The organism is Brachybacterium phenoliresistens (assembly GCF_039530785.1).
Classification (GTDB): domain Bacteria; phylum Actinomycetota; class Actinomycetes; order Actinomycetales; family Dermabacteraceae; genus Brachybacterium; species Brachybacterium phenoliresistens.
The window spans coordinates 43042-57161 of record NZ_BAAAOW010000015.1 but is presented as its reverse complement, the minus strand read 5'-3'; the positions used below and the strand labels follow the sequence as shown (position 1 = coordinate 57161).

Sequence of the window (14120 nt, the reverse complement as noted above, 5' to 3'; positions counted from 1 at the left end):
ACACCGCCACCGCCACCGCCGACAGCACCGGCTCCTGCCCCACCCCCGCACGCCCCGGCAGCGCCTCCCGCGACACCGCCCGGCGCACCGGGCCCCGCACCATCGCCGCCGGCACCCGCGCCACGAAATCCCCCACACTCGTCGGCGCCGCAGCAGCCCCACGCCGCTCACCCCGGGTCCTGCTCCCCGCATCCGCCCCCGAAGCCGCAGCGGACCGCGCACGACCCCGAGCATCAGCACCGGAACCCGAGCCCGGGCCCAAACCGGGACCGGGGCCGCGACGCGAGCCAGGGCCGGGACGCGAGCCGGGGCCCGGCCCGGATGCCCCAGAGACCTGATCCTGCGACACGCCGACCACCCCCTCCCCGGACTCGCCGACAGCCCCACCGCCGTCGCTTTCGATTGCCTGTTCGAAACCCAACCTACACCCCGAAGCCGCATTACTGAAGGGTCGCCACAACATCTGTGGAAAAAGATGCCCCGCTCCTCCTCCCCCACACCGCTCGACACTCGACCACTACTCCCACCTGGTCCACCACGAGTCCGTCACCTCCGCCACGAGATTCCGCGCGCCGCACATCATTCCTCCCCACGGCGCCGTTATCCACAATTTCATAAAAGGTCTTGACAGCACCGCCAGCAGCGGTCGAAAACCATTCTGACGCGGTCGCCGCAGACCTCTTGACGCCGGGAGCCCTCCCGCCGCACACTTAGAAAGTCGCACTTTCCAGTCGCCGGGCCCGAGGAGCCATGCCATGCCCAGTTCGACGTCCCGCATTCTGTCCCCCCGTCCCGGCCGCCGGCGGTCTCGCACATCGGCCGACCCGACGGCCCGCCGTCCGCAGCGCCTCCGGGAGCCCCAGCGCCCCCACCGGCCGCCGACGCTCACCCACGCCCCGGGCGGGGACCTCGTCGTCTTCCACATCGGCATGACCATCCGCGCGCGGCATCGGCCCGACCTCTGGGGGCCGGTGCTCCTGGCGATGCCGCCGATGATCGCCGAGCTCAGCCGCAACCGGGACGCCGCCGCCCGCGGCGAGGTCGAGGACCTCGGCTTCCTGCACGCCGAGACGCTGATCGGGAAGGACGGCCCGTGGGTCGTGCAGTACTGGCGCAGCGTGGAGCAGCTCTATGCCTATGCGACCGATCCGGACCACGCGCATCTGCCGGCGTGGAAGCGGTTCAACGCCGCCGCACGGAAGCATCCCGGGGCCGTCGGGGTATGGCACGAGACCTACGTCGTGCCCGCCTCCGGGATCGAGTCGGTCTACGTGGGCGGGGCCGCGGTGGGCCTGGCCCGCGCCGTGGGGACCGTTCCGGTGGCCGCCCGCGGGAAGGCAGCTCGGGAGCGGCTGGCCTCGGCCGGCGGTCCGGCCGGCGTCACGCCGCGATGAACCGCCTGGTCAGCAGGCGGGCGATGCCCGGGACGCCGAGAGCCCGGCGCCCGAGCTGCTGCATGCGCAGCTGAGCTGCGGTGGCGGGGATGAACGCGGAGGCGCTGCGCCGGCCCGAGCTCTGCGCCCGCTCGACGACCGGCCGGAACCGGCGCTCGTACTCCGCGAGAACCGCGCCGATGTGCGGTCCGCTCGCCCGCAGGGAGCGGCCCAGCGCCTCGGCGCCGGCGATCGCGAGCGAGGCGCCCTGTCCGGCGAGGAGGGAGACGGCATGGGCCGCGTCGCCGGCGAGGACGAGGCGGCCCGTGCTCCACCGCGGTGCGGCGCTCTGGGCGACCAGGTCGTCGTAGAAGGTCTCGGGGCACAGCGGCAGCACCGCGTCGATCAGCGGGTGCAGCCCCTGGTAGGTGCGCTGCAGACGGTCCCGGTCGGGCACCGGGCGCGAGACGTCGCGGCGATCGGTCCGCTCGGCGAGGAACAGCGCGATGCGCCGCGCATCACAGGCATACAGCCCGCCGATGCGGCCGACGGTGTCGGTCATCAGCGCCCAGTCGCCCAGCTCCGCGGCGAGCCGCGGCGCCTCCAGCAGGAAGCTCGCGGCGCGGAAGCCCATCGGGATCACCGCGGCGTGCTGCGGGGCCACGGCGGCGCGCACCGCCGAGCGGACGCCGTCGCAGCCGACGACGAGGTCGGCGCCGAGGACCCCGCCGTCCGCGAGGACGACCTCCGCGTGGTCTCCTCCGGCGTCCCGCACCGCGTCGACGCGCGCGCCGTACCGGATCCGGGCGCCGCCCGGGAGGCAGGACAGCAGGGCCTGCTCGATCTCCGGCCGGAGGATCGAGAAGCAGCGGCCGCCGGCGGCCTCCACCAGGGGCGCGGCGTCGAGGCGCCCGGTGGGGGTGCCATCGGCCGCCTCGTACCGCACGCCCCGCAGCAGGCGGCCGCGGGAGCGCAGCGCGGGCAGCACCCCGATCCTCTCCGCCGCGTCGAAGCCGGGCCCGAACAGGTCGATCATGGAGCCGCCGCCGCGCGGGCCCGGCGCGGCCTCCAGCACCGTGACGCGGTGATGCGCGGCGAGCTCGTGGGCGACGGCGAGGCCGCTCACGCCCGCTCCGACGACGAGGATCTCCATCGGCCCCTCCTCAGGGCTCCACGAGACCGGACCGATAGGCGATGACGGCGGCCTGCGTGCGGTCGCGGGCGCCGAGCTTGCGGAGGATCGCCGCCACGTGGGTGCGGATCGTCTCGACGCCCAGCTGCAGGCGGTCCGCGATCTCGGCATTGCTGAGCCCCTCGGCGAGCAGGGCGAGGACCTCCGACTCGCGGGCGGTGAGCTCCGGCCCGTCGGGGCGGGCACGCTGCGGTCGGGGGCGCAGCAGGGCGCGGACGTGCTCGGGCAGCAGCAGGCTGTCGCTGGAGGCGACGGTGCGCACGGCCTGCACGATCTCCTCCGCGCGGGCGCGCTTGAGCAGGAAGCCCGCGGCGCCGGCCGCGAGCGCCTCCTGCACGTACTGGTCGTGCTCGAAGGTGGTCACCACCAGCACCCGCGGCCGATGCGGCAGGCGCAGCGCGAGCTCCGTCGCGCGGATCCCGTCGACCCCCGGCATGCGCACGTCCATGCAGATGACATCGGGCTCCTCGCGGCGGGCCGCGGCGAGGGCCTCGGCGCCGTCGGCGGCCTCCCCGACGACCTCGATGCCGTCCTCGGAGTCGAGGATCATGCGCAGGCCCTGGCGCACCAGCGGCTCGTCATCGGCCAGCAGCACTCGGATCGAGGTCATGGCTCCTCCTGGAGGATCGGGAGACGGACGCGGGCCCTCCAGCGGCCGGCCTCGGCACCGGCCTCGAGCTCGCCGCCGAAGAGGGCGCAGCGCTCGGACAGGCCCGGCAGGCCGTGGCCGCCGCGGCGGGGCACCCGGTCCGCGGCGGCGGGGCCCGCATCGGCCGCATCGGCCGCATCGGCGAGAGGGTTGCTGACCTCGAGATGCAGCACGGATCCGACGGGGCCGAGGCGCAGCTCCACGGGGCCGGGGCCGCCGTGGCGGTGGGCGTTGGCCAGCAGCTCGGCGAGGATCCGCACCAGGTGCTCGCCCTGCACGGCCGGGAGGTCGGGCGGGACGTCGACCTGGGCGTGCAGGTCCATGCCGGCGCGGCGATGCTCGGCCAGGACCGCCTCGAGGCGGCGGCGGTGCTGGCCGGAGGGCTCTGCGCCGCCGGACGGGGCGTCCTCGCGGAGGGCGGCGAGCATGCCGTCCAGCTCCTCGAGGGCACGGCGGGCGGTGTCCTCGATGCGGGCCAGGGCCTCCTCCGCGGAGGCGGGGTCCCGCGTGATGACGTGCCGGCCCGCGGCGGCCTGCAGGGAGACGACGGTGAGCGCATGGCCGATGCCGTCGTGCAGGTCCCGGGCGATGCGGGTGCGGGCGGCCTCCTGCGCGCTGCGCGCCAGGGCCAGGGCCAGGCGGTCCTGCGCGGTGGGGCCCAGCAGCACCGGGGCCAGGCGGGCGGCGAGCGCGCCGAGCGGCCACCAGATGACCAGGACGAGCACCGCCAGGAGCCCCGCCCCGATCCCCGCCGCGGCCCGGCCCAGCGGATCGGCGGGCAGCGGGAGGAAGGAGCCGGCGCCTCCGCGCAGGACGTCCACGATCACGACGGTCGAGGCGGGCAGCGCCATCGTCAGGCCGGCGGCGAGGACCGCCCCGGACAGCAGGTGCACCTGCACGAAGGCGATGCCGCGCAGCCGGTGGGCGGGGCTCGGCCGGGCGGGCACGACGAGGTCCTCCTCGACGCCGAGCATGGTGCGGGCGGCGGCGACCTCGATCTCCCGCACGCCCGGGACCAGGCCCACCAGCCCGCCCAGCAGCGCGCTGCCCAGCACCATCGGGGCGAAGCCGCGCACCCGCAGCTCCGGAGGGACGAACAGCGCGACGAGCAGGGCGGCGGCGGTGCAGATGGCCGCTCCGGCCATCAGCCACGCCACGCGCCCTCCCGGCCGGCTGCCTCTCATCCCGCCATCCTCGCCGATGCGGCGGGCACGGGGCGAGAGCCGGCCGATGCGGCGCGGCGGTGGGCGACGTAGCCGGCGACCGCGAGGGCCAGGGACGGGCCCCAGATCCAGCAGGGGAAGACCAGGGCGAGGGCGAGGCCGCGCATCGGGCCGATCCCGGTGCCGACGCCGGACAGCACCACCGGCACGGCGGCGAAGCACAGCAGCGCGGCGACCGTGAATCCGGGGATCGCGGCGAGCGCCACGGGCACGGGGCGCCCGCCCACCGCGGGGAACCAGCGGGGGAAGACCTCGCCCCAGGGGCGGATCAGGCCGATGGTCAGCAGCGTTCCCAGCCAGCATCCGCCGGACAGGGCGAGGCCCCACACCCGGGTGGCGGGATCGGCGGTGGCCATCTCCCCGCCGAACAGCGGCCACGGGGTCAGCCAGGTGAGCCGCGCGAGGGCGTAGGGCAGGGGGCCGCAGGCGGCGACGATCGTCCAGAGGCGACGGTGACGCCGCAGGGCCTCGCCGATCCGGCCGGCCGCCGCGGTGCCCGCGAGGGCCAGCAGGCCGATCCCGGTCCAGATCGCGCCGGTGCCCACGAACAGCGCCGTCGAGGCCAGCGGCACCAGCTCCCGGGCGAGGGCCGGGAGCAGGACGGCGGCCAGGTGGCCGAGCACCGCGCGGCCGGCGACGAGCCCGACGACGATCGCGGCGAGCACGGGGACCCCGACCGCCCAGCGGGCCGTGCCGCCGCGGCGGATCAGCGCCGCGGCCGATGCCACGACCAGCACGGGCACGGTGAAGGCGACCATGTAGCCGGTGTGCGAGAGGGTCGCCATGGAGCCGAAGGCGAGGCCGGGCACCACGATGGCGAGGGCGGCGCCGCCCAGCAGGAGCCCGCGCGGGGCGGTGCCGCGGGCCCGGGCGGCGGCGGCCGCGGCGAGGCAGAGCAGGGCGGCGAGCAGCTGCGCGCCGTGCATCGGCCCCGCCCCCAGCAGGGCGACCAGCGGGGGCGGGGTGGCCATGGTGGCCAGGGGCGAGGTGCCCGGGGCGAGCAGCCAGATCAGGGCGGTGAGGGCGCCGAGGGTCCCGGCGAGGATCGCGGCGAGCAGGAGGCGGTTCAGGGGCGGTGAGATGTCCATGCCTCGAGCCTGCGGCGCGGCGCGGCCGGTGCCCTCCCCCGCGCGGGGGAACCGCCTCCCCCGCGGGACGCGGCGCGGATCAGCCCAGGCGGATGTCGTTGCCGGGGCCCAGCGGCAGGTCGACGAAGAAGAACACCGCGAGGATCACCGTCCACACCAGCCAGAAGGGCACCACGAAGGGCAGCATGCGGGCGAACAGGGTGCCCAGGCCGGCCGCGGGCTCGTACCGGCGCAGCATGCCCAGCAGCACCACCATGTACGGGTTCATCGGCGTGATGATCTGGGTCGCGGAGTCCCCGACGCGGAAGGCCGCCTGGGTGAAGGCCGGCTCGTAGCCCAGCAGCGCGAACAGGGGCACGAACACCGCGGCCATGATCGTCCACATGCCCGAGCCGGAGATGATGAACAGGTTCAGGCCGCTGGCCAGCAGGATGAACCCGAGGATCGCCCCGAATCCGGTCAGGCCGATGGCCTCGAGGCCCGCCGCGCCGGTCACCGCGATCCACGAGCCGATGCCGGACCAGTTGAACAGGGCGATGAAGTTGCCCAGGACGAAGGCCAGCACGAGGAACGGGAGCATCTCGCGGATCGCCGCCGTCATCATCTCCACCGCGTCGCGGGTCGAGCGCAGGGTGCCGACCACGGCCCCGTACACCGCCCCGAGCACGACGAAGTAGGAGAACACCAGGAACACGATCGAGCTCAGCAGCGGGGACCGGGGCAGGAAGCCGCCCTCCTCGTTGCGCCACGGCGACTCCGGCAGCAGCGCGGCGACGAGGACCAGCGCGGTGAGCGCGACCCCGGCGAGGACGGCGGCGAGCAGTCCCTTCCGCTCGGCGGGGTCGAGGGCGGCGCGCATCTGCCGGGCCGATCCGGAGCTCGCGGCGGGGTCGCCCTCGTCCGCGGTCTCCTCCCGGGGCACGCCCTGGCGGATCAGCCGCGGCTCGATCACCCGGTCGATGATGACGCCGGCGAGGACACCCAGCACGAGCGAGGAGGCGATGTTGAAGAACCAGTTCGAGACGGGGTTCACGGCCGTCGCCCCGAGCCCGGAGAAGGTCTCGATGGCCGAGGTGGTGATCCCCGCGAAGAGCGCGTCGAGGCTGGTGGGGAAGATGTTCGTGGAGTACCCGGCGCCGGCGGCCGCGAAGCCGCCCAGCAGTCCGGCCACCGGGTGGCGGCCGGCGGCCTGGAACACCAGCGCCGCCAGCGGGGGCACCACCACGAAGGCGGAGTCCGCCATGATCGAGGAGATCACGCCGACGCAGCCCACCACGTAGGGCAGCAGCCAGCCCGGGGATCTGCCGAACAGGAAGCGGATCCCCGCGGCGAGCAGTCCCGAGTGCTGGGCGATCCCGATGCCCAGCAGGATCGGCATCACGGTGATCAGCGGCGGGAACCCCATGTAGTTCTCGCCGAGGCTCGTGGTGAGCCAGGCCATCCCCTCCCCGGTGAACAGCCCCTTGATGACGGTGGGCTCCTCGGAGCCCGGCACCTCGACGGACACGCCCGCGACGGCCATGGCGGTCGAGACGATGCCGGTGATCAGGAACAGGATGAGGAACAGCATGAACGGCTCGGGCAGCTTGTTGCCCGCCCGTTCGATGCCGCTGAGGAGGCGGTCGGTCAGGCCGTGCGGGGCGGCGGGTGCAGTGCTCACGGGGACTCCCGGGGGACGGTGGGGCGGGCGGGGCGAGGAGGTCAGTCGAAGTAGGAGGGCACGTCGATGGCGCCGCCGGCCTCGGCGAACTCGGCGGCGACGGCCTCGAGGAGGGCGGGGTCGTGCAGGGCGTCCAGGACGGTCGCGGCCAGGCCGTAGGCGCCGTCGGCCGCGGCCTCGCGGGCGGCGTCGGAGACGGCGGCGGCCGCGAACTCCCGGGTGTGCAGGGCCATGTCCCCGGGGGCGATCCGGATGACGGGGTGGATGCCGGGGATCCGGAAGGACACGTTGCCGAAGTCGGTGGAGGCGGCGAGGGTCTCGGAGACCACGCCGCGGGGCAGCGGGTCGCGGCCGCGGCGGCGCTGGGCCAGCACCCAGCGCCCGGTGAGGGCCTCGTTGGTGCGCACCGGCAGGGACGGCGGCTGCTCGTCCCAGGCGATGGTGACGCCGCAGCCGGCCATCAGGGCCGCGCCGCGCGCGACGTCCTCGACCCGCCGGGAGAGGTCCCGCAGGGTCGAGGGGGCCAGGGAGCGGACGTACAGGTCCAGCCGGGCCTCGTCGGGGATCACGCTCGCGCGGTCCCCGCCCTCGCGGATCACGGCGTGCACGCGGTCCGACGGCGGGGTCTGCTGCCGCATGAGGCCGATGCCCTGGTACATGAGGCTCGCCGCGTCCAGCGCGTTGCGGCCCATGAAGGGCTGGGCGGAGGCGTGGGCGGTGTGGCCGTGGAAGGTGACGGTGAGGGTGCGACGGCCCAGCCAGGCCTGGTCGGCGAGGTCGTGGCCGTAGGGGTGGGCCATCACGGCGGCGTCCAGGCCGTCGAAGGCGCCCTGGCGCGCCATGTGCTCCTTGCCGGTGTGGCCCTCCTCCGCCGGGGTCCCGAGGAAGACGACGGTGCCGGGCACCGCCGAGGGGTCCTCGCGGGCGAGCTCGGCCAGGGCCAGGAAGGCTCCCAGGCCCATCACGGCGATGACGTTGTGGCCGCAGCCGTGGCCGACCACCGGCAGGGCGTCGTACTCGGAGAGGATCGCGAGGGTGGGGCCGTCGCCCGCACCGCGGATCTCGGCGCGGACGGCCGTCTCCAGGCCGTGGACGCCGAGCCGGGCGGGGATGCCGTGGGCCTCGAGGACGTCGGCGATCGCGCGGGCCGAGCGGTGCTCCTGGAAGGCCGTCTCCGGGTGGGCGGCGAGGTCGAGCATGAGGGCGACCATCTCGGCGTGGTCGGCCTCGACCCGGGCCTCGAGGCGCTCGTGCAGCGCCTCTGCGGCCCCGGCGAAGTCCGAGCCGGGGTGGACGGCGGTGCGCCGGGCGAGGGCGGTCGCGGCGGCCAGCTCGTCGAGATAGGCGGTGGAGATGGGCGCGTGCTCGGAGGCGGGACGCGCGGCGGCGGGCGGGGCGGGGGACGCGGTGGCATCGGGCATGGATCGAGGCTAGCGCGGCACCGTCCCCCGCCCCGTGAACCCCGCGAGGTCCGTCCTGCGGACCAGAATGTGTCCGAGGGATGAACCGGCCGCCATCTGGGGACATAATCCTGGGACCCCGCATGTCCACGTCCCGGAAGGTCTCCCCCATGAGCGAGAGCTCCCCCGCAGCCCCCGGCGGGAGGAAGAGCGCGAACCGCGGCGCCTTCTCCGGCCGCTCCGCCTTCATCTTCGCCGCCATCGGCTCCGCCGTGGGCCTCGGCAACATCTGGCGCTTCCCCGCGGTCGCCTACGACAACGGCGGCGGCGCGTTCATCCTGCCCTACCTCGTCGCGCTGCTCACCGCCGGCGTCCCGCTCCTCTTCCTCGACTACGCGATCGGCCACCGCTGGCGCGGCTCGGCCCCGCTGGCCTGGCGCCGCTTCCGCCGCTGGGCCGAGTTCATCGGCTGGTGGCAGGTGCTGATCTGCGTGATCATCGCGGTCTACTACGCGCTGATCATCGCGTGGGCGATGAACTACACGGTCTTCTCCGTCGACACGCGCTGGGGCGACGACCCGGCCGCGTTCTTCGGCAGCTTCACCCAGGCCCTCGGCGGCGGGGACGTCACCATCGCCTTCGACTACGTGGGCCCGGTGCTGCTGACCGTGGCCCTGGTGTGGATCGCGACGCTCGTGGTGATGACCCTCGGCGTGCAGAACGGCGTGGCCCGCACGGCGATGATCTTCATCCCCCTGCTCGTGGTCATGTTCATCATCCTGGTGGTCCGGGCGATGCTGCTGCCCGGCGCCTTCACGGGCCTGGACGCCTTCTTCCGCCCCAACTGGGCCGCGCTGCTGAACCCCGGGGTGTGGGTCGCCGCCTACGGGCAGATCTTCTTCTCCCTCTCGGTGGCCTTCGGCATCATGCTCACCTACGCCTCCTACCTGAAGAAGAAGACGGACCTCACCGGCTCCGGCCTGGTCGTCGGCTTCTCCAACTCCGCCTTCGAGCTGCTCGCGGGCATCGGCGTGTTCTCGGCGCTGGGATTCATGGCCCAGGCCCAGGGCGTCGAGGTCAAGGACGTCGTCGACGCCGGCATCGGCCTGGCGTTCATCGCCTTCCCCGCGATCATCGGCGAGGCGCCCGGCGGCGCGCTGATCGGCGTGCTGTTCTTCGGCTCGCTGGTGCTGGCGGGCTTCACCTCGCTGATCTCGATCGTCGAGGTCGTGGTGGCCGCCTTCCAGGACAAGTTCGGGCTCTCCCGCGTGGCGGCGACCCTCGGCGTCGGCATCCCGCTCGCGCTCGTGTCCACCATCCTGTTCCCCACCACCATGGGCCTGGGGCTGCTGGACACCCTGGACAACTGGGTCAACCAGTACGGGATCGTCGGGGCGGCGCTGGTGTCCACTATCGCGGTCACCTACGTGGCCCGCGGCCTGCCCACCCTGCGCGACCATCTCAACGCCAAGGGCAGCTTCCCCATCGGCCGCTGGTGGTACCTGTGCGTGGGCCTGATCGCCCCGCTGGTGCTGGGGATCTCCCTCGCGCTGACCACGAAGGACCTGCTCACCGCCGAGACGACCTACTCGGACTACCCGGCGTGGTTCGTGTTCGTCTTCGGCTGGCTGATGGCGATGGGGCTGCTGGGCGTCGGCATCGTGCTCTCGCTGCTGCCCTGGCCCTCCCGCTCCCACCTGCAGCAGCTGGACTCCGACGGCGACGAGGTCGCCCCGGAGGCCCAGCCGGGCCGCAGCCTGGACGCCGAGCCCGCGCAGCACGTCACCGCCGGCACCCCGCACGCCCTGCGCTCGTCCTGACCGGCCCGACCCACCCGAAGGAGGACACCATGTCCGCACCCGCCATCGTCATGATGCTCGTCGCCGTCGCCACCGTGTGGGGCGGCCTGGCCGCCGCGATCGTCAACCTGCTGCGCCACCCGGAGGAGCTGGACTGACGCCCAGCAGGCCCGGGATCGCGTAGCACGCCGCGATCGCCAGGGCCGATGCCGCGACCACGAGCACGTCGAGCGCCGTGATCCGCAGGTGCGCCAGGCGCAGCCGGCGCCCCTGCGGATTCGCGGCCGCATAGGTGAAGCCGCGGGTCTCGAGCGCCTCCACCGTGGTGCGCACCGTCCCGGCGACGTTGAGCATGATCGGCGAGAAGGCCGTCACCGCGAGCGTGCACCACTGCAGGATCACCCGCCAGCCCAGGATCCCGGGCCGCGGCGGCGGGGCGTGGCGCAGGCGCTGGCCCTCGAACACGGTCACGTACTCGTCCACGAGGATCGGCAGCATCCGGTAGCCGTAGCTGACGCCGAAGGCCAGCAGCTCCGGGGCGCGCAGCGACAGCAGCGCATCGGACAGCTTCTCCGGGTCCAGGGACACGAAGGCCGCCATCGAGGCCATCGACACGGCGCCGAGCTTGAGGTTCAGCTCCGCGAGGGCGGCCAGCGTGCCCAGGTCGCCGCCGAAGAACAGCGAGGCGACCAGCAGGCCGAGCACGTTGCCGAGCAGGCCGACCAGGAACAGCCCCAGCACCAGCGGACCGACCCGGGCCAGCACCACGGCGATCGCCCCCAGCACGAACAGGCCGATCAGGACGGCGGTGTCGTGCGTGAACCAGGGCGCCAGCGCCAGCAGCACGTACCAGGCCAGCACGGCCCGCGGGTCCATCCGCGAGAACAGCCCGCCGCGGGTGGAGTAGGCGGTGCGCAGCAGCTCCAGGCGCACCCACTCCACGCTCAGCACATCATGGGTCCGGCGGGTCATCGGGCCTCCTCGGGCACGCGGTCCTGCAGGGGGTCGAGGGCGGCGCGCACCTCCGCCGCGGTCAGCGGCAGCGGGTCCAGGCCCAGCGCGAGGCCGATGCGGGCGGCCTGCGGCGGGGTCAGCCGGGCGCGCCGCGTCAGCTCGGGGCGCGAGAACAGCTCCCGCGGGGTGAGATCCGCGATCACCGCGCCGCGGTCCAGGACGATCACCCGGCTCGCCCAGGAGGCGACGAGGTCCATGTCGTGGGTGGCCACGACCGCGCAGCGCACCGTGCCGGCCAGGGATGCGAGCATGCCGGTGACGTCGTCGCGGGAGCGGATGTCCAGGCTCGACGTCGGCTCGTCCAGCAGCAGCAGGCGGGGCCGCATCGCCAGGCCGATCCCGATCGTCGCCCGCCGCTGCTGTCCGCCGGAGAGGGAGCGCCCGTCGCGCTCGGCGAGCTGCTGCAGGCCCACCCGTTCCAGCACCTCCTCGACGAGCTCCGCGGCATCGGGCAGGCGCCGGCCCGTGGGGAACAGGGCCACGTCCGCGCGCACGCTCTCGCGCAGGAACATGCGGCCGGGATGCTGGTACAGGTAGGAGACGTGGTCGGCCAGGCGCGCGGCGGAGCGGCTGCGGGTGTCGATCCCGTCGACCGTGACCGTGCCGCGGCGCGGGACCATCAGCCCCGTCAGCAGCTTCATGAGCGTCGACTTGCCGGCGCCGTTGGTGCCGACCAGGGCGATCCGCTCCCCCGCATGCAGGTCCAGGTCCAGGTCCTCGAGCACGACCTGGAGCCCGCCGGAGACCGAGCGGTAGCCGTGGTGGATGCCGCGTAGGGAGGCGACGACCTCCGCGGGGCGCGGCCGATGGGCCGCTGGGGCGGCATCGGCCGCCTCCGCCTCGCGCGGGGGCGAGGGCGGAGGGGACGGCGGCTCGGGTCGCCGGCGGGGTCGCAGGACGCGGGCGGCGGAGTCGGCGTCCAGGGCCAGCTGCTCCTGTCCGAGGTGCGCGGTCAGGGCCACGGCGTCCGGGGCGGGCACGCCGTGCGCCTCGAGGTCGGCGTGGCGGGCCATGGCCTCGCGCACCGGCAGGTGCCAGACGGGGGCGCCCTCGGCCATCAGCACGACGGAGCGGGCGAACTCGGCGACGAACTCCGCATGGTGCTCGATGGTGATCACCGTGATGCCCCGCTCGCGGTTCAGCTGCGCGAGCCGGCGGTAGATCTCGCGGGCCCGGGCCGGGTCGAGCTCGGCGACCGGCTCGTCGACGACGATCACGGAGGGCCGCATGGCCAGCACGGAGGCGAGGGCCACCAGGTGCGCCTGCCCGCCGGAGAGCTGCCAGACGAAGGACTGCGCCAGATGGGCGATGCCCAGCTGCTCGAGGGCCTCGTCGGTGCGCTCGCGGTGGTCCGCGTGCCCGAAGTTCAGCGGCCCGAAGGAGACCTCGTCGCGGACGGTGGGCCGCACCAGCTGGTCGGTGAAGTCCTGGTAGACGTAGCCGACGCGGCTCGAGAGCTCCGCGACGTCCGATTCCCAGGTGTCCAGGCCGTCCACGTGGACGGCGCCGGCGAAGTCGCCGTTCCAGTAGTGCGGGATCAGCCCGTTGAAGGTCTTGCACAGGGTCGTCTTGGCGGAGCCGTTCCCGCCGACCACCGCCACGAAGTCGCCGCGCTCGATGGTGAGGTCGACGTTGCGCAGGGTGTCGCGCCGGGCTCCGGGGTACCGGAAGGACAGGTCCCGGACGACGATCACGGGATCGACGGGTCCGTCCTCCGCGGCGGTCGCGGCGGGCAGGGAGGCGGGGGCGCTCATCGGTCGTCCGTGGTCGCGGCGGAGCGCGAGAGGCGGAACAGGAGGATCGCCACGACCAGCACGAGGGCGATCGCCGCGACGGAGACCAGCACGAACCAGTTCCCGAAGCGGTCCAGGAAGTCCGGCTCCCAGGAGCCCGCGGAGAGGTCGAAGGCCTCCAGGAAGGCGAAGCCGAAGGAGACGACCGACAGCACCAGCGCCGCGGCGAGGAACAGCGGGGTGCGCGGGGCGGAGCCCGGGATCGGCTCCCCCGGCACGCGCGGGCGCATGCCCATCAGCGGCTCGATCCTGCCGTGCAGCGAGGGGATCAGCCACATCGCCGGGATCGCCCCCAGCAGCACGCCGCTCATGAGCACGTCCACGCCCAGGCCGATCGCCTCGAGCGCGAGCATCGACTGGGGAAGGCCCTGGACCAGCTCGGCGTCCTCGACGCCGATCCAGACCTTCGACAGGTCCACCACCGCGGAGAGGATCTTGTCGATGAGCACGACGACGATCGCGCCGACGGCGATCTGCACCCGGCTGCGCGGGTTGCGGATCAGCGAGCCGGCGATGTACACCGCCAGGAACATCTGCAGGTAGCCCTCGACCTCGGCGAGGCCCGAGAAGTCGCCCATCAGCAGGTCGGTGAACACGATCTCGCCGAGCGGGGCGCCGAGCGCCGCCCAGAACGGGGAGAACAGGGCCGCGATCGTCAGCGGGACGAACACCATGTAGGAGACGGAGACGTCCACGGGGCCGATGGAGGGGTCCGGGATGATCTCCAGGATGATGTTGGAGAGCCCGAACAGGGACATCGACAGCACGAAGACCATGAGCTTCTGGGAGGTGGTCAGCTCCGCGGTGCGGATGCCGTCCACGGCGCCGCGCAGGCGGCCGCGGCGGACGTCCGGATCGGCGGGGGCCGTGGTGGACGGGGTGGTGGTGGACGGGGTGGTGGGAGGCGTGGCAGGGGGCGTGGTGGTCAT

General features: G+C 74.1%; 12 protein-coding genes. 3 read left to right on the top strand and 9 right to left on the bottom strand.

The features are described 5' to 3' along the window. The first annotated feature begins 929 nt into the window (after window positions 1-929). A complete protein-coding gene (locus tag ABD234_RS18865; RefSeq protein WP_425546815.1) occupies window positions 930-1394 on the top strand; it encodes a DUF4188 domain-containing protein in 465 nt (154 codons plus the stop codon). On the opposite strand, the gene ABD234_RS18860 is transcribed toward ABD234_RS18865, so the two are convergent. From ABD234_RS18860 to ABD234_RS18835, 6 genes are all read right to left on the bottom strand, one after another. Then, entirely contained in the window at window positions 1381-2526 is a 1146-nt protein-coding gene (locus ABD234_RS18860) for an FAD-dependent oxidoreductase (protein WP_344359564.1), read from the bottom strand. The two genes, ABD234_RS18865 and ABD234_RS18860, sit on opposite strands and share 14 nt — an antisense overlap. A gap of 10 nt (window positions 2527-2536) precedes the next feature. Continuing rightward, a complete protein-coding gene (locus tag ABD234_RS18855) occupies window positions 2537-3175 on the bottom strand; it encodes a response regulator transcription factor (RefSeq protein WP_344359562.1) in 639 nt (212 codons plus the stop codon). After that, window positions 3172-4398 (bottom strand): sensor histidine kinase, encoded by a 1227-nt coding sequence (locus ABD234_RS18850; RefSeq protein ID WP_344359560.1) that lies wholly within the window; start codon window positions 4396-4398, stop codon window positions 3172-3174. Before ABD234_RS18850 ends, ABD234_RS18855 begins: the two co-directional genes overlap by 4 nt. Next, complete coding sequence (locus tag ABD234_RS18845) at window positions 4395-5525, bottom strand: hypothetical protein (RefSeq protein WP_344359557.1); 1131 nt, start codon at window positions 5523-5525, stop codon at window positions 4395-4397. Before ABD234_RS18845 ends, ABD234_RS18850 begins: the two co-directional genes overlap by 4 nt. Window positions 5526-5604: 79 nt before the next feature. Beyond that, complete coding sequence (locus ABD234_RS18840) at window positions 5605-7185, bottom strand: AbgT family transporter (RefSeq protein ID WP_038373970.1); 1581 nt, start codon at window positions 7183-7185, stop codon at window positions 5605-5607. 41 nt (window positions 7186-7226) lie between these two features. After that, window positions 7227-8606 (bottom strand): M20 family metallopeptidase, encoded by a 1380-nt coding sequence (locus ABD234_RS18835; protein ID WP_344359552.1) that lies wholly within the window; start codon window positions 8604-8606, stop codon window positions 7227-7229. Window positions 8607-8755: 149 nt separating this feature from the next. Between ABD234_RS18835 and ABD234_RS18830 the strand changes: the two genes are divergently transcribed. Further along, window positions 8756-10405 carry a sodium-dependent transporter gene (locus ABD234_RS18830; protein ID WP_344359550.1) on the top strand — a complete coding sequence of 550 codons (1650 nt, stop codon included), beginning with the start codon at window positions 8756-8758 and terminating at the stop codon, window positions 10403-10405. Window positions 10406-10434: 29 nt separating this feature from the next. Then, window positions 10435-10542, top strand: a complete 108-nt coding sequence (locus ABD234_RS18825; protein ID WP_084148624.1) for a methionine/alanine import family NSS transporter small subunit — start codon at window positions 10435-10437, stop codon at window positions 10540-10542. Here the strand turns inward: ABD234_RS18825 and ABD234_RS18820 are convergent. The 3 genes from ABD234_RS18820 to ABD234_RS18810 are packed head-to-tail and all read right to left on the bottom strand — an operon-like array spanning window position 10508 to window position 14120. Then, the gene (locus tag ABD234_RS18820; RefSeq protein WP_344359546.1) at window positions 10508-11356 is read right to left on the bottom strand and encodes an energy-coupling factor transporter transmembrane component T family protein; all 849 of its coding nucleotides are present in this window, start codon (window positions 11354-11356) and stop codon (window positions 10508-10510) included. The two genes, ABD234_RS18825 and ABD234_RS18820, sit on opposite strands and share 35 nt — an antisense overlap. Further along, on the bottom strand, window positions 11353-13152 hold the full coding sequence (locus ABD234_RS18815; protein WP_344359543.1) for an ABC transporter ATP-binding protein: 1800 nt from the start codon (window positions 13150-13152) through the stop codon (window positions 11353-11355). The genes ABD234_RS18820 and ABD234_RS18815 overlap by 4 nt, the downstream gene beginning before the upstream one ends. Then, window positions 13149-14120, bottom strand: coding sequence for a DUF8171 family membrane protein (locus ABD234_RS18810; RefSeq protein WP_344359540.1), 972 nt, complete (start codon window positions 14118-14120; stop codon window positions 13149-13151). The genes ABD234_RS18815 and ABD234_RS18810 overlap by 4 nt, the downstream gene beginning before the upstream one ends.

Coding starts and splice junctions, on each gene's coding strand:
- ABD234_RS18815 (WP_344359543.1), bottom strand. CDS start 13,152: ATGAGCGCCCCCGCCTCCCTGCCCGCCGCGACCGCCGCGGAGGACGGA.
- ABD234_RS18820 (WP_344359546.1), bottom strand. CDS start 11,356: ATGACCCGCCGGACCCATGATGTGCTGAGCGTGGAGTGGGTGCGCCTG.
- ABD234_RS18845 (WP_344359557.1), bottom strand. CDS start 5,525: ATGGACATCTCACCGCCCCTGAACCGCCTCCTGCTCGCCGCGATCCTC.
- ABD234_RS18860 (WP_344359564.1), bottom strand. CDS start 2,526: ATGGAGATCCTCGTCGTCGGAGCGGGCGTGAGCGGCCTCGCCGTCGCC.
- ABD234_RS18850 (WP_344359560.1), bottom strand. CDS start 4,398: ATGAGAGGCAGCCGGCCGGGAGGGCGCGTGGCGTGGCTGATGGCCGGA.
- ABD234_RS18855 (WP_344359562.1), bottom strand. CDS start 3,175: ATGACCTCGATCCGAGTGCTGCTGGCCGATGACGAGCCGCTGGTGCGC.
- ABD234_RS18835 (WP_344359552.1), bottom strand. CDS start 8,606: ATGCCCGATGCCACCGCGTCCCCCGCCCCGCCCGCCGCCGCGCGTCCC.
- ABD234_RS18825 (WP_084148624.1), top strand. CDS start 10,435: ATGTCCGCACCCGCCATCGTCATGATGCTCGTCGCCGTCGCCACCGTG.
- ABD234_RS18810 (WP_344359540.1), bottom strand. CDS start 14,120: ATGACCACCACGCCCCCTGCCACGCCTCCCACCACCCCGTCCACCACC.
- ABD234_RS18865 (WP_425546815.1), top strand. CDS start 930: ATGACCATCCGCGCGCGGCATCGGCCCGACCTCTGGGGGCCGGTGCTC.
- ABD234_RS18830 (WP_344359550.1), top strand. CDS start 8,756: ATGAGCGAGAGCTCCCCCGCAGCCCCCGGCGGGAGGAAGAGCGCGAAC.